Origin of the sequence: Burkholderia sp. Bp8994, from assembly GCF_003853805.1 — a bacterium.
In the GTDB taxonomy this organism is placed as follows: Bacteria; Pseudomonadota; Gammaproteobacteria; order Burkholderiales; family Burkholderiaceae; genus Burkholderia.
This window is the reverse complement of the sequence record NZ_QTQH01000006.1, coordinates 20,247-38,880: the sequence shown is the minus strand read 5'-3', so window position 1 is coordinate 38,880 and position 18,634 is coordinate 20,247. Positions and strand designations below refer to the sequence as shown.

Below are 18,634 nucleotides of genomic sequence, written 5' to 3'. Positions count from 1 at the left end.
ACTGGTTTATGCTGTAGAGCCGGTTTAGAACATTTTCAGCAGACCAGAATCATGGCCAGGACCGCCCGGATCGTCGAAATCCCGTCGCTCGGCGCGCTCGACCGCGCGGCCGGCGACCTGAGCCGCCAGCTCGCGCAGGCGTTGCGGGACGCAGTGCGCCGCGGCGACGTGCGGCCCGGCGACACGCTGCCGTCCACGCGGCTGCTCGCGGCATCGCTGCAGGTCGCGCGCGGCACCGTCGTCGACGCGTATGCGCAACTCGTCGCCGAAGGCTTCCTGGAGTCGCGCGGCGGCGCCGGCACGCGGGTCGCGAACGCGCTGGCCGAGCCGTCGCCGCCGGCTGGCGCACGGCCCGGCGCCCGCGAGCGTGCCACCCACGCCGGCCTGCCCGAACCGGCCGCGACGTTTGCGCGGATCGCCCGCGAATTCCGCCCGCTGCCGGCCGTGCCGTTCGCGATCTCGGTGCCGGTCGGGCTCACCGCGCCCGACGACATCTGGCGCCGGCTCGGCAACCGCCTGCGCGCCCGCGGCGCCGGCGCGCCGTCCGGTTATGCGGATCCGCAAGGCGCGCTGCCGCTGCGCGAAGCGATCGCCGATTACGTGCGCCGCTCGCGCTCGGTGCGCTGCAGCGCCGAGCAGGTCGTCATCACGAGCGGCACGCAACAGGGGCTGCACCTCGCGAGCCAGATCCTGCTCGGCCCGAACGATCGCGCGTGGGTCGAGAATCCCGCCTATCGCGGCATCACCGCGCTGCTCGAGAGCACCGGGCGGCGCGACGCGATGGTCCGCGTGCCGGTCGACGCGGACGGCATCGAGGTCGAGGCCGGCATCCGTCTCGCGCCGGACGCGCGCGCGGCGTTCGTCACGCCGTCGCACCAGTATCCGCTCGGGATGCCGATGAGCATGGCACGCCGCAACGCGCTACTCGGCTGGGCGCGCGCGCATCGCGCATGGGTGGTCGAGGACGACTACGACAGCGAGCTGCGCTACGAAGGCTATCCGTTCCCGTCGCTGCAAGGCCTGGATCCGGAACACGTGATCTATCTCGGCACGTTCAGCAAGATCCTGTTCCCGTCGCTGCGGCTCGGCTACGTGGTCGCGCCCGCCGAGCTCGTGCCCGCGTTCTGCGGCGCGCGCGTGCTGATGGATCGCCACGCGCCGACCGCCGATCAGCACGTGCTCGCCGCCTTCATCGCGGAAGGCCATCTCGACCGCCACATCCGCCGCGTGCGCGGCGTCTACGCGGAACAGCGCGCGCTGCTGATCGACACGCTCGGCGCGCGGCTGCCGCGCGAGCGCGCCTGGGTGCAGCCGGGCGATCAGGGGATGCACGTCGTGCTGTGGCTCGCGGACGGGATCGACGATCTCGACGTGGTGGCGCGCGCCGCGCAGGCAGGCGTGGCGGTGCGCGCGGTGTCGCCGATGTTCGCGCCGGGCACCGCGCGTCCGGGCCTCGTGCTCGGCTTCGGCGGGTTCGATCGCGCACGGATGGAAGCGGCCGCGCAGCGGCTCGCGGACGTGGTCGGCGAAGCCGCCGGCGTCGATTCGTCGGAGGAATCGCGGCGACGCATGCGACGAAAAGTTGTCCGCGGGCAACAAACGTAATCGTCTGTAACGCCTGCAGGAAAACCGGCGTTTTGGCCACAGGTGACGCTGCGCGGTTTGCTAGGATCGCGCCTTTTCCGCTCGCGCTCCTGCCGCCGTGAATCGCTTCGTGCCGTATCTTCGAGATCTGTGGCTTCGCTGCCGTACCGGCGCCCGCGCGCTCGGCGCCGGCGCGTGGCATCGCCTGCGCCATCCGACGCGCCGCGGCGTCGCGCTGACGCTCGCCGCGATCCCCGTGCTCGGCCTGCTGGTCCTGCTCGCGTTCGTGCCGTTCACGCCGAGCATCGGCGACATCCGTAAGGCGCGCATCGACCGTCCCGCGCGCGTGCTGTCGGCCGACGGCCAGCTGATCGCCGAGTTCCGGCCCGTGAACCGCGAATGGGTGCCGCTCAAGCAGATCTCGCCGCACATGGTCGACGCACTGATCGCGACCGAGGACCATCGTTTCTACGCGCATCACGGCATCGACTGGCGCCGCACGCTCGCGGCGGGGCTGCATACATTCTCGGGCAGCCGCCAGGGCGGCTCGACGATCACGCAGCAGCTCGCCCGCAACCTGTATCCGGACGAAGTCGGCCGCGCGCCGACGCTCACGCGCAAGGTGAAGGAGCTGATCACCGCGTTCAAGATCGAGGCGGTGTACAGCAAGGACGAGATTCTCGAGACTTACCTGAACACCGTGCCGTTCCTGTACAACGCGTACGGCGTCGAAATGGCTGCGCGCACCTATTTCGGCAAATCGGCGGACCAGCTCGACATCGTCGAAAGCGCGACGCTCGTCGGGATGCTGAAGGGCAACAGCTACTACAACCCGGTGCTGAATCCGGAGCGCGCGGTCCAGCGCCGCAACATCGTGCTCGCGCGGATGGCCGCGATGGGCATGCTGTCGCCGCGGCAGCTCGCGCAACTGCAGCGCCGCCCGCTGCGCGTCGACTTCGAGCCGCAAACCGCGCAACCCGGCCCCGCCCCGCACTTCGCGGTGCAGCTGCGCAAGTGGCTGATCGCCTGGGCCGACCGCAACAACTACGACCTCTACTCGGACGGCCTCGTCGTGCGCACGACGCTCGATGCGCAATTGCAGGAGATGGCGACGCGAGCGCTGACGCAGCAAACCGATCGCCTGCAGGCGATCGCCGATGACGCGTGGCACAACCCGTCCGGCTGCGGGCTGCGCAACGACCTGTTCCGCGGCTTCATCCGGCAGACGCCCGACTATCGCGACGCGCGCGCCGCCGGGCTCGCCGACGCGGCGGCGCTGAAGCAGCTCGGCGCGAATCGCGCGTTCGTGCGCGCGTTATGCGAGCGCAAGACGCAGGTACAGGCCGGCTTCGTCGCGCTCGATCCGCGCAACGGCGCGATTCGCGCGTGGGTCGGCAGCCCCGATTTCGGCAGCGAGCCGTTCGATCACGTCGTGCAGGCGCGGCGCCAGCCGGGCTCGACATTCAAGCCGTTCGTCTATGGCGCCGCGTTCGCGGACGGCATGCGGCCGGACGATACGTTCGTCGATCGCCCGGTGGCGATCCCGATCGGCGCGCACGCGGTGTGGCGCCCGACCGATGCCGAACCGCCGACGGACGCGCCGATGACGCTGCGCGACGCGCTCGCCCTGTCGCGCAATCGCATCACCGCGCAGGTGATGCAGCGCGAAGGCGCGGCCAGGGTCGCACAGCTCGCACGTGCGATGGGCGTGCGCGAAAGCCCGCTCGACGCGGTGCCGTCGCTCGCGCTCGGTACGAGCCCCGTCACGCTGAAGGAAATGGTGTCCGCGTACGGGACGATCGCGAACCGCGGCGTGTACGTCGCGCCGCAGATGATCACGCGCATCGAGGATCGCGATGGCAAGGTGCTCGCCGCGTTCGGCAGCGCGCCGCCCGAACGCGCGATGCCGGTGGCCGCGGCACAGACGCTGGTCGACGTGATGCGTGGCGTCGTCGATTACGGAACCGGTGCCGACATCCGCTCGCGCTACGGGATTCGCATCGACGTCGCGGGCAAGACCGGCACGACGCAGGACAACACGGACGGCTGGTTCATCCTGATGCATCCGCAACTGGTGGCCGGCGCGTGGGTCGGCTTCGACGACGGCAACGTGACGCTGCGCAGCGACTACTGGGGCGCGGGCGCGCACAGCGCGCTGCCGATCGTCGGCTCGTTCTACGATGCGGCGCTGCGTGCGCGTGCGATCGACCCGCATGTGCAGTTCTCGCCCGACTTCCGGCCGCGCAGCGCGCCAGCGCCGGCACCGAGGCGGCGTCCGCATCCGGGCCTGTTCGACTGGCTGAAGATTTTCCGCTGAGCGCGGCACGACTAAGACGCTTCGTCCACCCGGACGAAGCGATCCCGGCCCGCACCGCGCATCATCGACGCAACCCGTCCATCGATGCCGGAGGCCGCATGACCCACAGCGCCGTCCAAATCGCGAACCTGCTGTACCGGTACGCGGAGCTGCTCGACGCCGGTGACCTGCCGGGGATGGCGGCGCTGTTCCGGCATGCGCAGATCAAGGTCGAGGAAGCGGCGCCGACGATCGGCGCCGATGAATTGCTCGCGCTGTTCGACGCGCGCGTGAAGCGCTACGCGTGCGGCACGCCGCGCACGAAGCATGTAATCACGAATCCGCTCATCGAGATCGACGAAGCCGCGCATCGCGCGACGGCTCGCTCGTACTACACGGTGCTGCAGGCCGTCGACGGCCTTGCGCTGCAGCCGATCGCGGCGGGCCGCTATCACGACGCGTTCGAGCGCGTCGACGGCGCATGGCGTTTCGCGTTCCGCGACTACACGCTGTTCGATTTCGCGGGCGACCTGCGTCGCCACCTGAACGATGCGCCGGCCGCTTGACGCGCCGGCCGGCGAACACGGCCGGCAACGCGCTCAGGCCGCCGCGAGCGTCGCGGCCAGTGCGTCGAACTGCGGCGCCCACGCCGCGCGGCCTTCGTCGCGCCGGCGGACCGGCTGTCGTCAGTCCGCCGTGTCGCCGCTCTTCGGCAGCTTCGACCATGCGTTGCGTCCCGGCGCCGGCGACCATGCCGGACGTGTCTTGCGCGCGCTGTCGATCACGACCAGGTAGCGCCCGGCGATCGGCGTGACGTCGCGATCGCGGCGCAGCACCCACAACGACTTGCCGTCCTCGACGCGCGCCTCGTAGTCGTCGTCGAGGATGCCGTGCTGGTCGATGAACGCGTTCAGCGAAGCAGGAATCCGCACGCAGCCTTTCGAGTGCCGGATGCCGAGCAGCGGCTCGAGGCGATCGGGATCGGTCGCGTGCATCTGGAAGCGCATCGGCGACTTGCCGCCCTTGCCCCAGCCGCGCTCGCCGTCCACCCAGCCGAAGTCGTAGATGCGCATGTCGCGCTTGCCGTAGCCGCGAATACCGTTGTCGTTCGTCGTGCCTTCCGCGCGGAAGTCCATGTTGTCGGGCGAGTGGTGGAACACGCCGAGCGGCGTCAGGAAGTGATCGTATTTGCCGGGCCAGCCGGTGCCGACCGGCGACGCGCCGATCATCAGCCACGCATTGGTCGGCGTCGCGCGGAAGTAGATGAACAGCGCCTGCACGTTCGGCGCGCGGTCGACGATCGCGACGTATTCGCCGGCCAGGTCGCCGAGGTCTGCATCGGCGAGCGCCTGCTGAAGGCGGACGCCATACGCGCGCTGCTCGCTCGCGGGCACGTTCAGGCGTCGCGTGACTTCCTGCGTGAAGCGCTTGCGCATGTCGATCGCACGCGCGGTTGCGCTCTTCGCTTCGTCGGCCGACAGCGGCGGGTGCCGGCGCGGCGGCGTCGGTGCGGGTGCTTCGGCTTCGCTTGCCGGCGTGCCGGATGCTGCCGATGTAGGCGATGCCTCCGATGCTGCCGATGCGGCGGAAGCCGGGGATGCCCCGCTGGCGGGCGACGCATGATGCGCGGCGGATGCCGCGGATGACGGCGCGACTCCGGACGACACATGCGCCGGCGAAGCCGAATGCGCGGCCGAAGCCGCGGATGACGACGCGACGCCCGACGACACATGCGCCGGCGAAGCCGAATGCGCGGCCGAAGCCGTTGATGAGGATGACGTAGCAGTTGCCGACGGCACGTCGGACGCGGCAAAGGCGGGCCGCGCGACAAGCACGGAGATCGGGAGAACGGCCGCGAGCCACACATGGGTGGCGACCGCGAGAGTACGGCAACGCGGCTTGTACAACCGCCGCGTCAGGTCGGAGAGCATCATGCGATCGAAACCATCGGCCGAACCGGCCGCCGCACGTTGCGAACGGCGCATCTCCCGCGCGAGCCATCGACACGCCGGCCGCACGCATGTGCCCGGCGCCGACGCCTCTTCGCGGTGGAGTCGTTCGCAGTACAACGCGTTCGGTCCAATGGCGGCTAATGAGTCGTCAGGTCTTTCATTCTACCCGCGCGGACACGAATCGGCAGGGCCGCTTCCCCGGTTTCGCCGCGGTTTTGCGCTTCGTCACACTTTGTTTCAACTCATTGCCGCTTGATGCGCCGCTGCACGGCAGGTTGCTTCGCCGGGCGTGTCCGGCAAGACAAAACCGAAACGCCCGGAAATTCACGCGCATGCGGCATACGACACGCGAACGCGCAACCCCCGACTACTTCGAAATGGTTTCGAGCGCGATGCCCCTGGTACGCGGCCCCATGAACCCGATCGCGGCCATCACGATCACCATCGCGCCGGCGATGAACGCGAACACGCCGAACGTGCCGAAACCCTTCAGCACGGCCGCGATCACGAACGACGAGAAGATCGCCGAGAAGCGGCTCCACGAGTAGACGAAGCCCACCGCGCGCGCGCGGATCGACGTCGGGAACAGCTCGGCCTGATACGCGTGGAAGCTGTACGACATGATGTTGCTCGCGAGCGTGAGGCCGATGCCGAGCACGATCAGGAACGCGCCCACCGTCGTCTGGCTGAACAGCAGCCCGCAGACGACGATCGCCGCCGCCATCGCGACGATCACCGACTTGCGCTCGAAGCGGTCGGCGATCACGAGGCCGATCAGTGGGCCGAGTGGCGCCGCGAGCGCGATCACGCTCGAATACATGAGACTCGACGTGATCGTGATGCCCTGCTTGATCAGCAGCGTCGGCACCCAGTTTGCGAAGCCATAGAAGCCGACCGTCTGGAACACGTTGAAGATCGTCATCATGATCGTGCGGCTGCGATACGGCGGCACCCACATGTCGCGGAAGCTGCCGCGCGGCGGCACCGGCTCGGAGGGCGCGGGCGGCGGCAGCGGCCGGCCGTATTCGGCTTCGACCTTCGCCTCGAGCGCGCGCATGATGCGGTCGGCTTCGTCGACGCGGCCCTGCTGCGCGAGCCAGCGCGGGCTCTCCGGCAGCGCGCGGCGAATCCACCACACGAACAGCGCGCCGTGCGCGCCGATCAGCACGACCCAGCGCCAGCCGTCGAGGCCGAACGGTGCGTGCGGCACGAGCAGGTACGCGAGGAACGCGACCACCGGCACCGCGACGAAGCCGACCGCCTGCTCGCACGCGAACGCGCGGCCGCGGATCTGCTTCGGCACGAGTTCGGAGATGTACGTGCCGATCGTCACCATCTCGACGCCGAGCCCTAGGCCGACGACGAAACGCCAGAAGTTCAGCCCGCCTGCCGTGTCCTGGAACGCCATCACGACGTTGGCGGCCGTGTACCACAGCAGCGACCACGTGAAGATCGCGCGGCGGCCGAAGCGGTCCGCGAGGAAGCCGCATGCGATCGTGCCGATGAAGAGGCCGGAGAACAGCGCGGCGATGAAACTCGCGACGCCCGTGGTGCCGAACAGGCCGTGCGTCGTCGCGGACAGGATCCCGCTTTTCACGAGGCCCGGCGCAACGTAGCCGCTGTACAGCAGATCGTAGAGTTCGAAGAAGAAGCCGAGGCTCAGCAGCACGACGAGCTTCCAGACGCTGCGGGTCGGCGGCAGGCGGTCGAGGCGGGCTGAAATCGAGCCGGCGTCGATGGAAGAGGACGAGGTGGCTGCCTGGGGAAAGCTGTCCGTTGAGACCATCTGGGTCGTGTCTCCTGATCGTGTCGTGTGTTGTTGTCCGGCGGCCGATCGGCCCGGCCGCCGTCGGGCGATTCGTCGCATTGTACCGGCACGCCGCGCGCGCCGCGTCGCGTGGCGAACCGGTTCCGACACCCCACTTTCGCGCCGGACCATGTGTAACTTGCGTAACCGTCTGTCGAATCCGTAAGGTTCGAAGGCATCGCGATCGTCTGCCACTCGCGCGCATCCGAAACCGGCACGGCCCCGTCTGCAAGGGGCTGCCGGGCCGTCGCGCGCTCGCGCCGGCACCGCGAGACACGCCAGGCAACGTGCGCAACCGGCAGCGCCGCCGCCGCCACGCCCCGGTAACATGCTACCGGGCCAACTCCCGGCTTCCGGGCGCCTTTCGGCACCCGGCATTGTCGGCAAAACGTAAGCATTCCATGTTCATACAACGACTCTCCACGTACGCACGCCGGATCGCGCTGTTCGCACTGCTGCAGTTCGCGGCGATCGCGACCGCGTCGGCGTTTCCGACGGCTGCGTCCGCACCGGGCGCGAGCGGCGTCGGCGTCCCCGTGCCGACCATTTCGCTGAACGACGCGGTTGCGCGGCTCAAGCAGATGCAGGTGCAACAGGACCGCATCAAGCAGCAGACATCGAACGCGACCAACAGCAAGGAGCTCGACGAGCTCGGCGACGCGACCCAGGAACTGAGCGCCGACGTCGACAAGCTGCAGAGCCAGCTCGCGCCGCAGCGCACGCAAGTCCAGGCGCAGCTCGACGTCCTCGGCCCGCCGCCGGCGCCGGGCGCATCGCCCGAAACACCTGCCGTCGAACAGCAGCGGGAGACGCTGAACGCGCGCAAGGCGCAGATCGACGCGGCGCTGAAACAGGCCGCCGACCAGAAGACCAACCTCGCGAACCTGAACGACCAGTTCGCGAAGCTGCACCGCAGCCTGCTGAAGAACCAGCTCGCGTTCCGTTCGGGCAGCATCTTCGGCGCGCAGTTCTGGCTGCCGCTGTTCCACCTGTCGCCGGACGACGTCCAGCGGCTCGAGGACTTCAACGACGAACTGCGCGACATGCTGCGCTCGTCCTGGACACCCGGCCAGCGCGCCATCACCACGCTGCTGCTGATCGCCGCGCTCGCTGCCTGGCTCGGCGGCCGCCGCGTCGTCGAACGCGGGCTCGCGTGGTTCTGCCTGAACCGCCTGCCGCCCACCCGGCTGCGCCGCAGCGCGCTGGCGCTGGCGACGGCGTTCTCGACACTGCTCGCGACCGCGGTCGCCGTACAGATCCTCTATCTCGCGCTCGCCCGCCACTCCGAACTCACGTCTTCGATGACCGATCTGTGGGACCAGTTCGCGAAGCTCGCCGTGACCTGCGCGCTGATCGCCGGCCTCGGCCGCGCGCTGCTCTGCACGAAGCATCCGTCATGGCGGCTGCCGGCGCTCGCCGATCCCGTCGCGCTCGCGATGAAGCCGTTCCCCGGCGTGCTGGCCGCGCTGCTGCTGATGTCCGGCACGCTCGAGTCGATCAACCGGATCGTCGATACCAGCCTGTCCGTCACGCTGTTCGGCCGCGGCATCGTCTCGCTCGTCGTCGCGCTGACCGTCGGCGCGTCGATCCTGCGCGCGAATCGCGTCCGCACCGCGCTGGCGGCATCCGGCGAGGCGCCCGAGCAACGCTCGACGCTCGCCGGGCTGATTCACGCCGGCGTCACGCTGGCGATCGTCGTGTCGCTGGTCGCGCTGCTGATCGGCTACATCACGGTCGCGCGCTTCATCACGTACGAGCTCGTCTGGTTCGAGATCGTGGTGTGCAGCGTCTACATCCTGACGCAGCTGACGCGCGACGCGAGCGAAAGCCTGTTCTCCGCGAACCTGTCGACCGGCAAGCAGATCAAGCACCTGTTCGCGCTCGACGACCGGCATCTCGACCAGGCCCACACCGTCGTGTCCGGCCTCGGCACGAGCCTGCTGATGCTGATCGCGGCGATCGCGCTGCTGACGGGCGGCTTCGGCACGACGCCGAGCGACCTGCTCGACAGCGCGGTCGCGATGATCGGCGGCCAGCGGCTGCAGAGCCTGAACATCATGCCCGACCGGATCCTCAACGCGGTGATCGGGTTCGCGATCGGCTTCTACCTGCTGCGCTCGGTGCGCCGCTGGCTCGACGGCGAGTTCATGCCGGCGCTCGGCATGGACGCGGGGATGCGCGTGTCGCTGATCACGCTGTTCACCAACGTCGGCTACGTGCTGCTCGTGCTGATGACGCTGGGGCTGCTCGGCGTCAGGTGGAGCAACCTCGCGTGGATCGTCAGCGCGCTGTCGGTCGGTATCGGTTTCGGCCTGCAGGAGATCGTGAAGAACTTCGTGTCGGGGCTGATCCTGCTGACCGAGCGGCCGGTGAAGGTGGGCGACATGGTCAGCATCGCGGGCGTCGAAGGCGACATCCGCCGCATCAACGTGCGCGCGACCGAGATCCAGCTCAGCGACCGCTCGACCGTCATCGTGCCGAACTCGCAACTGATCTCGCAGAACGTGCGCAACGTGACGATGGGCAACAGCACGCAGGGCGTCGCGACGCTGATGCTCACGTTCCCGCTGAACACCGACCCCGAGCAGGTGCGCGACCTGCTGCTCGACGCGTATCGCGAGCACCCGGCGATTCTCGACAAGCCGGCGCCGTCGGTCACGTTCAGCCAGCTCGCGCCGGACGGGATCACGCTGAGCGTCACGGGCTACGTGGCGAGCCCGCGGATCGCCAGCTCGACGAAGAGCGACCTGCTGTTCGAGATCCTCAAGCAGTTGCGGGCGGCGCAGATCACGCTGTCGACGCCGCAGATGCTGGTCGTGCAGAACATGCCGGCAAGCGACGCTTCCGCCCCGCACGAGTAAGCGATCGAGCGGGCATGCGCCGATCGGGCATCGGCGCGCACGCATCGCCGCAAGCGACAAGGGCCGGTTACCGCTTTCGCGGCAACCGGCCCTTGTCATTCGATCGATTCGACCGTCGCGGCGCCCTCCCGGACGCGCTCCGTCAGACGTCGAACTTCACGCCCTGCGCCAGCGGCAACTGACGGCTGTAGTTGATCGTGTTCGTCGCCCGGCGCATATACGCCTTCCACGCATCCGAACCCGACTCGCGGCCGCCGCCCGTTTCCTTCTCGCCGCCGAACGCGCCGCCGATCTCCGCGCCGCTCGTGCCGATGTTCACGTTGACGATCCCGCAGTCGCTGCCCGCTGCCGACATGAACTGCTCGGCCTCGCGCATGTCGTTCGTGAAGATCGCCGACGACAGGCCTTGCGGCACCGCGTTGTGCAGTTCGATCGCATCGTCGAAGTTGTCGTAGACCATCACGTACAGGATCGGCGCGAACGTCTCGCGCTCGACCACGGCCGATTGCTTCGGCATCCGTACGATGGCCGGGCGCACGTAGTACGCATCCGCGTGACCGACGTCGACGCGCTCGCCGCCCTTCACCTCGCCGCCCTGCTCGCGTGCGTCGCCCAGCGCCTTCTGCATCGCATCGAACGACGCGCGATCGACCAGCGGGCCGACCAGCGTGCCTTCTTCAAGCGGGTTGCCGACCTTCACCGACGCGTAGGCCTTCTCGATGCGCGGCAGCAATTGCTCGACCAGGCTGCGATGCACGATCAGGCGGCGCAGCGTCGTGCAGCGCTGGCCGGCCGTGCCGACCGCCGCGAACGTAACTGCACGCACGACGAGATCCAGATCCGCGCTCGGCGCGACGATCATCCCGTTGTTGCCGCCGAGTTCGAGGATGCCGCGCGCGAGACGCTGGCTCAGCACCTTCGCGACTTCCTGGCCCATCCGCACGCTGCCCGTCGCGCTGACGACCGGCACCTTCTTCGACGCCGTCAGCACCTCGCCGACATCGCGCATGCCGAGCACCAGCTGGCTCAGCTCCGCCGGCGCGACACCCGGATGCGTCTTGTCGAATTCGCGGATCGCCTTCTGGAGCAGCACGTGGCACGCGATTGCCGTGAGTGGCGTCTTCTCGGACGGCTTCCACACGACCGAATCGCCGCATACGAATGCGAGCGCCGCATTCCACGCCCACACCGCGACCGGGAAGTTGAACGCCGAGATCACGCCGCACACGCCGATCGGGTGCCACGTTTCCATCATCCGGTGGCCCGGGCGCTCGGACGCGATCGTCAGGCCGTAAAGCTGGCGCGACAGGCCGACCGCGAAATCGCAGATGTCGATCATTTCCTGCACTTCGCCAAGGCCTTCCGACGTGATCTTGCCGGCCTCGAGCGTGACGAGGCGGCCGAGCTCGGCCTTGTGCTCGCGCAGCACGTTGCCGAACACGCGCACGAGCTCGCCGCGCACCGGCGCCGGCACCGTGCGCCACTTGAGGAATGCGTCGTGCGCGGCGTCGATCTTGCGCTCGGCGTCGGCGGGCGAGTCGACCGCCAGCGTCGCGAGCGTCGCGCCGTCGAGCGGCGAACGCGCGGTCAGCGCATTGCCTTTCCACTGGGCGAGATCGATGTCGAGCGCAGCAAGAATGTCGTTGAATTGCATCACTTCCTCTTCAGGGACAGATTGATCGGTGCGGCGGCGACGCCGCCCGCGTGATTCGATTGGAGCGCGTTCGTGCGCCCTGTGCAAGCGGATGCGCAGCTCGGCAGGCCCGGTGCGCCGCACGGCGCATCGCGCAGCGCCGCCGCCGGAAACCCGGCCGGGCGGCGCGCCCCCGCCTCGCGAGGCACGATCCATGAGACACATTGTCGATGGCCACAAGTCCGGCCGCTATTGATATTAACTCACGACTTCATTCCCAAAACGCAACAACCCAGCAGGACGAATCCGCCCGTTTCGGCACCGGCATGGGACGTATCCAAGGCCGATGGCCGGGCCGCCGCGGCGGTCCCGATGCGCGGCAAGTTGATGACAAAGTTGCATCACCCTGTGCGGAAATATCGTTTGCGGCGCTTGCGGCCGGCACCCACAATCGGGGCGGCGTCGAGGTGCACCGCACCCGGCGCGCCGACGGCCGCCCAACGGGCGGCCGACGACAGACGAAGGCAACACGCGTCGCGGCCCGGCGGTCCCGGTCGATCCGGACCAGCCCCGCGAAGCAGTGCCGCCGCCCGGCCGGCGGCCGGCAACGCGCCGCCCTTCGTAACCAAAAAACAATCCCGGAGACAGCGCCCAGCACCCGCCATGCATTCAGATGCCCGCCCCGACTCGCCCCGTCCGTCCGGCTCGCCGCCCGCGCAGCCGTCCCTCCACCGCAGCCTGCAGGCGCGCCATCTGCGGATGATCGCGATCGGCGGCTCGATCGGCACCGGCCTGTTCGTCGCGTCCGGCGCTTCGATCTCGCAGGCCGGCCCCGGCGGCGCGCTGGTCGCGTACATGCTGATCGGCCTGATGGTCTATTTCCTGATGACGAGCCTCGGCGAAATGGCCGCGTTCATGCCGGTGTCGGGCTCGTTCGCGACCTACGGCGCGAAATTCGTCGACGAAGGCTTCGGCTTCGCACTCGGCTGGAACTACTGGTACAGCTGGGCCGTGACGCTCGCGGTGGAACTCGTCGCCGCGCAGCTCGTGATGCACTACTGGTTCCCGCACGTGCCGGGCGTCTGGTGGAGCGCGATCTTCCTCACCTTGATCTTCGCGCTCAACGCGCTGTCGGTGCGCGGCTTCGGCGAAGCCGAATACTGGTTCGCGCTGATCAAGGTGCTGACGGTGCTCGCGTTCGTCGGCGTCGGCCTGCTGATGATCTTCGGGATCATGCAGGGCGGCCCGAGCGCGGGCTGGGGCAACTTCACGATCGGCGACGCGCCGTTCGCGGGCGGCTGGGCCACGATGCTCGGCGTCGCGATGATCGCGGGCTTCTCGTTCCAGGGCACCGAAATGATCGGCGTCGCGGCCGGCGAATCGGAGAACCCGCGCACGACGATCCCGCGCGCGGTCAGCCAGATCTTCTGGCGCATCCTGCTCTTCTACGTGTTCGCGATCTTCGTGATCGGCGTGCTGATTCCGTACACCGACCCGAGCCTGCTGAAGAGCGACGTGACCGACGTCGGCGTGAGCCCGTTTACGCTCGTGTTCCGCCACGCGGGCCTCGCGTTCGCGGCCGGCGTGATGAACGCGGTGATCCTGACGGCCGTGCTGTCGGCCGGCAACTCGGGCATGTACGCGTCGACCCGGATGCTCTACAACCTCGCGGTCGAGGGCCGCGCGCCGAAGCTGTTCGCGAAGCTGTCGCCGGGCGGCGTGCCGCGCAACGCGCTGTACGCGACGACCGCCGTCGGCGCGCTGTGCTTCCTCACGTCGCTGTATGGCGATAAGACCGTCTACCTGTGGCTGCTGAACACGTCGGGCATGGCCGGCTTCATCACCTGGCTCGGCATCGCGGTCAGCCACTACCGGTTCCGCAAGGGCTTCCTGAAGCAGGGCTACCGGCTCGACCAGCTGCCGTACCGGTCGAAGTGGTTCCCGTTCGGGCCGCTGTTCGCGTTCGCGCTGTGCGCGATCGTCGCGCTCGGCCAGGACTACCAGGCGTTCCTCGCCGACAGGATCGACTGGGCCGGCATCGCCGCGACCTACATCGGCCTGCCGTTCTTCCTCGCGATCTGGCTCGGCTACGCGCTGGTGCGCAAATGCCGCCTCGTCCGCTACGAGGACATGGAGATCGCGCCGTGGATCGAGCGCAACGCGGCGCCCGACGCCACGGTCAAGACCGACGCCGGCTATCCGGCCTACATCGCCGCTCCGGTCAACCCGACGCCGGGCGCATGATGCCCGGCCGCGCACCGGCCGCCGCCCGACCGCGGCGGCCGGTGCGCTGAACACCCCATTCGACGCGGCGCGCGCGTTCAGGCAAGATCGACGCGCGCCGTCCGTTTTTCCGTCGTCACGAGTCATCGAAAACGCATGCAGAACTTCTACGAAGCCACCGTTACCCGCCAGCCCTACCCGCAACTGACCGGCACGATCGACACGCAGGTCTGTATCGTCGGCGGCGGCCTCGCCGGCCTGTGCACGGCGCTCGGCCTCGTCGAGCGCGGCGTGCGGGATGTCGTCGTGCTCGACGGCGAACGGGTCGGCTTCGGCGCGTCCGGCCGCAACGGCGGCTTCGTGTTCGGCGGCTACAGCCTCGACAACGCGGACCTGCTGCGCACGCTCGGCCGCGACGAAGGCCGCCGCCTGTACCGGCTCACCGTCGATGCGGTCGACCTGATCCGCGCGCGGATTGCCCGCTACGGCATCGACTGCGACATCGTCGACGAGGGCGTGATGCTCGCCAACTGGTTCGACGATCCGTCGCGGCTCGATGGCGTGCGCACGCTGATGAAGCAGGAATTCGACGTCGACTGGGAACCGGTCGCGACCGACGCGCTGCGCGCGCGGCTGAAGACCCAGCGCTATTACGGCGGCCTGTTCGAGCCGAACGCGTTCCACTTCCATCCGCTCAAGTACGTGCTCGGCGTCGCGGCGGCCGCCTCGCGCGGCGGCGCACGCGTGTACGAACGCTCGGCCGCGCTCGGCATCGCGCGCGAGGGCGCCGGCTACGTCGTGCGCACGGCGCAGGGCACGGTGCGCGCGAAGGACGTCGTGTTCGCCGGCGGCGGCTACGCGCGCGGCGTGTCGCCGCGCATCGAGCGCGCGGTGCTGCCGATCGCGACCTACGTGATCGCGACCGAGCCGCTCGGCACGCGGCTGCCGGACGCGATCGACGCGCCGTACGCGATCTACGACACGCGTTTCGCGTTCGACTACTACCGGCCGCTGAAGGACACGCGGATTCTGTGGGGCGGCCGGATCTCGGTGCTCGACCGCGGCCCCGACGCGATCGCGCGGCTGCTGCGGCGCGACCTGCTGCGCGTGTATCCGCAACTCGACGGCGTGAAGGTCGAGTACGCATGGGGCGGGCTGATGAGCTACGCGCGGCACAAGATGCCGCAGATCGGCCGCGATGCGGACGGCGTGTGGCACGCGATCGCATTCGGCGGTCACGGGATGGCGCCCACCACCGTCGCCGGCGAAGCGCTCGCCGCCGCGCTGGCCGGGGAGCAGCCGGTGCCGGAAGGCTTCGCCGCGTTCGGGCTCACGCGCACGTTCGGTCTCGCCGGCCTCGCGGCCGCGCAGCTCACGTACACCGCGTACCAGGCCCGCGACGCGCTCGCGTCGTGCCGGCGCTGAGCGGCGACGGCCGCCGAAACCGCGCGGCCGATTAGAGCAGAAGGTCGGCCGGGCGGCGATTTCCCGCATGCTAGAATGATTTCTTCATGCCGCCGCGAACCCACAACAAAGTCACATGAAAGCTGGAAGCAAGGCCGCCACGTCCGAAAGCCGCGCGCTTGCGACCGATGCGCGGCGCAAATACGATCCCGAGCAAACCAAGCGCAACATCCTCGACGTCGCCACGCAGGAGTTTTCCGCGATGGGCCTCGCCGGCGCGCGCGTCGACGCGATCGCCGAGCGTACCAACACGACGAAGCGGATGCTCTACTACTACTTCGAAAGCAAGGAAGGCCTGTACGAGGCCGTGCTGGAGAAGGTATACGGCGACATCCGCGCGCTCGAGCAGGAACTGCACGTCGGCGACATGGAGCCGCGCGAAGGCATGCGCCGGCTCGTCGAATTCACGTTCGACTATCACGACAAGCATCGCGACTTCGTCCGCCTCGTGTCGATCGAGAACATCCACGGCGCGAAGTATCTCGAACAGCTGAAGTCGTTCAAGAACCGCAACGTCAGCATCATCAAGACGCTCGAGGAACTGCTCGAGCGCGGCGCGGCGAGCGGCGCGTTCCGCAAGGACATCGACGCGTTCGACCTGCATCTGCTGATCAGCTCGTTCTGCTTCCACCGCGTGTCGAACCGCTATACGTTCGGCGCCGCGTTCGGCCGCGATCCGTCGGCGCCGCGGCTGCGCGCGCGGCATCGCGAGACGATCGCCGATTCCGTGCTGCGCTACGTCGCCGCGTAAGCGCATCGCGCGGTTTCATCCGAAGGCCGGCGACGAGCGCTGAACCCGCCGCCCGGCCCTCTCCCGACCGGCACTACGACGCTTGCAACCGGCATGAGCCGGATTCACGCGGCGGGTCCCTTCAAGCCGCTCGCGCCGCTCAGGCCGCCTCAGGCCGAACTTCCGCCTCACGCCAGTCCGTCGGCGCCGACGCCAATGCGATCCGCGCCTTCTCTTCCGGGCTGCCCGCCACGTAATACTTCTTCGCCCAGCTCGAATCCGGTGCGAGCGCGAGGTGCCGTTGCGCACCGGCGCCCTGCCGTTGCGACTCGATCGACAGCGCCCGCGCGCGGTAGTGCTCGTAGAGCCGCAGGAATTCCGCGAGATAGATCGCCGCGATCCGCGCGTCGCGAATCTCCAGCAGGTTCTCGTCGTTGTACTGCTCGGAATTGCGGCTCATGTTCGCCGAACCCGTGTAGACGATCGGGTTCGCGCCTTCCGCATCGATCACGATGAACTTGTGGTGGATCACGACCGGCGGATAGGCCGGCGCCGGCTCGCCCGGAAAGAGGCGCAGTTCCGGCTCGAAACCCTGCGGCACCGTCGCCGGTGAAAAATACGCGGCGTCGATCACGTCGCGATGATCGCGCCGGCGATGGTAAAGCTCGAGATTCGCGAGCGTCGCCGCATCGAGCGGCCGGCCGTCGTGCTGCGCGGCATCGGCCTGCGTCGCGCTGCCGGCGTTGATGCGGTTCACCAGACCGAACATCATCAGGCCGCGGTCGCCGGCGGCAAAGCATGCGTCGCGCAGCGCCGCGTCGGTCGGCATGAACAGGCAGAACGACACCGAATGCTGCGCGGCCGCGATCGCGGCGACGATCGTATCGATCTCGGTGCGCTGCCCCGCCGGCTCCGGCGAAAACGCGACGCGCACCTGCGCGCTGCCGATCGTCAGCGGCTCGGACCAGCCCGGCGACAACTTCGCCGTCTCCGCGATCGTCGGATTCGCGGCCAGCGCCTGCGCACGCGCGTTGTACAGCGCCGCGAGCGCCGGCGAATCGAATGCGTGCAGCACGTTCGCCTGCTCCGTCAGCCCTTCGGTCGTGAAGTTCGCTGAACCGGTCAGCACGCGCGCCGGCGTCGGCGCAGTCGTCCCGTTCGCCGGTGCGTCGGTCACGATGAATTTGTCGTGCATGATGTGCGTCCTGTCGCGCGGCGCGCGCGTCGCGAGGCCCTGAAGCGCGTCGACGGCCGGCTGGTTCGGCGACGGCAGCGGCGGCTTGCCCTTGCGGGCGGTCAGGTGCGCGTCGTAGACGATCGCGAGCGACGCTTCGCCGTGCTGCCGTCCGAACGCCTCGAATGCGGGCAACGCCCACAGCGTGTCCGTCAGGTGATAGACGGCCGAGACCGCGCGCGACGCGGGGTCGAGCATCTCCGCGAACACCTGTTCCATGTCGTTCGCGAGCCACGTGCGCAGCTTCAACGCCTGGTCCGCGCTCGGCGCCGCATGCGGCGCGAGACCCAGCGCCGCGACCTGCTTCGCGAACGCCTGCGAGCTGACCACCGCGCGATTGAACCACGTGCCGACGCCGTCCACGATGTGCGCGGGCAGCACGACATCGCACACGCCGGCCTGCGCATCGAGCACCTTCAGGTTCTCCGGCGTGCCGACGACCGGATAGACGTCATAGCGGAACGACGCATCGCGATCCTGCGGATCGATGCGCGCGTCCCACCACATGAATTTCTGGATCGGTGCCTGGTCGGTCGGCGCGTCGCCCTGCGTGCCGGCGGCCGGGCCGTCGAACGTGAGCCGGTTCGGCAGCCAGCTGTTCGGCGCGCGCGTCTTGCCGTCGGCCGACCAGAAGCCCGGCGTGCGTCGGATCGCGAAGCCGAGGAAGTCGGTGCGCGAGGCCGCGTCGGGCCAGTCGAAAGCGAGGAGAACCAGGGTCGGGGAAAGATAGCTGCGTACGCTGACGGTCATTCTTTGCTCCTGCCGCGGCGGCCGGTCGAAAGGAATGAGTCAGTGTCGAAGGCGCATCTTCCCGTGCGATGACCGTTCGATGAACCTTGTATGTCGAAGC

At 68.9% G+C, this 18,634-nt stretch carries 11 protein-coding genes; 7 read left to right on the top strand and 4 right to left on the bottom strand.

Annotated features, from left to right (window positions below):
- Positions 1 to 51: 51 nt before the first annotated feature.
- The 3 genes from DIE04_RS07640 to DIE04_RS07630 all read left to right on the top strand — a co-directional run bounded on the left by DIE04_RS07640 (position 52) and on the right by DIE04_RS07630 (position 4,446).
- Entirely contained in the window at positions 52 to 1,605 is a 1,554-nt protein-coding gene (locus DIE04_RS07640) for a PLP-dependent aminotransferase family protein (RefSeq protein ID WP_124523307.1), read from the top strand.
- A 97-nt stretch (positions 1,606 to 1,702) separates the two neighbouring features.
- Positions 1,703 to 3,901, top strand: a complete 2,199-nt coding sequence (locus tag DIE04_RS07635; RefSeq protein ID WP_124523309.1) for a penicillin-binding protein 1A — start codon at positions 1,703 to 1,705, stop codon at positions 3,899 to 3,901.
- Between the two features lie 98 nt (positions 3,902 to 3,999).
- Positions 4,000 to 4,446 carry a nuclear transport factor 2 family protein gene (locus DIE04_RS07630; protein ID WP_124523311.1) on the top strand — a complete coding sequence of 149 codons (447 nt, stop codon included), beginning with the start codon at positions 4,000 to 4,002 and terminating at the stop codon, positions 4,444 to 4,446.
- 120 nt (positions 4,447 to 4,566) lie between these two features.
- On the opposite strand, the gene DIE04_RS07625 is transcribed toward DIE04_RS07630, so the two are convergent.
- Positions 4,567 to 5,865: a hypothetical protein gene (locus DIE04_RS07625; protein ID WP_185500323.1), complete on the bottom strand. Its 1,299-nt coding sequence runs from the start codon at positions 5,863 to 5,865 to the stop codon at positions 4,567 to 4,569.
- 334 nt (positions 5,866 to 6,199) lie between these two features.
- Entirely contained in the window at positions 6,200 to 7,618 is a 1,419-nt protein-coding gene (locus tag DIE04_RS07620; protein ID WP_124523313.1) for an MFS transporter, read from the bottom strand.
- Positions 7,619 to 8,040: 422 nt separating this feature from the next.
- On the opposite strand from DIE04_RS07620, the gene DIE04_RS07615 reads away from it, so the two are divergent.
- The gene (locus DIE04_RS07615; protein ID WP_124488684.1) at positions 8,041 to 10,500 is read left to right on the top strand and encodes a DUF3772 domain-containing protein; all 2,460 of its coding nucleotides are present in this window, start codon (positions 8,041 to 8,043) and stop codon (positions 10,498 to 10,500) included.
- 142 nt (positions 10,501 to 10,642) lie between these two features.
- Here DIE04_RS07615 and DIE04_RS07610 read toward each other — a convergent pair whose 3' ends face one another.
- On the bottom strand, positions 10,643 to 12,154 hold the full coding sequence (locus DIE04_RS07610) for an aldehyde dehydrogenase family protein (RefSeq protein WP_044848776.1): 1,512 nt from the start codon (positions 12,152 to 12,154) through the stop codon (positions 10,643 to 10,645).
- Positions 12,155 to 12,796: 642 nt separating this feature from the next.
- Here DIE04_RS07610 and DIE04_RS07605 point away from each other — a divergent pair.
- From DIE04_RS07605 to DIE04_RS07595, 3 genes are all read left to right on the top strand, one after another.
- A complete protein-coding gene (locus tag DIE04_RS07605; protein ID WP_124488685.1) occupies positions 12,797 to 14,377 on the top strand; it encodes an amino acid permease in 1,581 nt (526 codons plus the stop codon).
- Between the two features lie 135 nt (positions 14,378 to 14,512).
- Positions 14,513 to 15,781 carry an FAD-binding oxidoreductase gene (locus DIE04_RS07600; protein WP_124488686.1) on the top strand — a complete coding sequence of 423 codons (1,269 nt, stop codon included), beginning with the start codon at positions 14,513 to 14,515 and terminating at the stop codon, positions 15,779 to 15,781.
- Between the two features lie 115 nt (positions 15,782 to 15,896).
- Positions 15,897 to 16,571, top strand: a complete 675-nt coding sequence (locus DIE04_RS07595) for a TetR family transcriptional regulator (protein WP_044848780.1) — start codon at positions 15,897 to 15,899, stop codon at positions 16,569 to 16,571.
- Positions 16,572 to 16,710: 139 nt separating this feature from the next.
- Here DIE04_RS07595 and DIE04_RS07590 read toward each other — a convergent pair whose 3' ends face one another.
- Positions 16,711 to 18,534: a phospholipase D-like domain-containing protein gene (locus DIE04_RS07590; protein WP_124523315.1), complete on the bottom strand. Its 1,824-nt coding sequence runs from the start codon at positions 18,532 to 18,534 to the stop codon at positions 16,711 to 16,713.
- Positions 18,535 to 18,634: the final 100 nt, after the last annotated feature.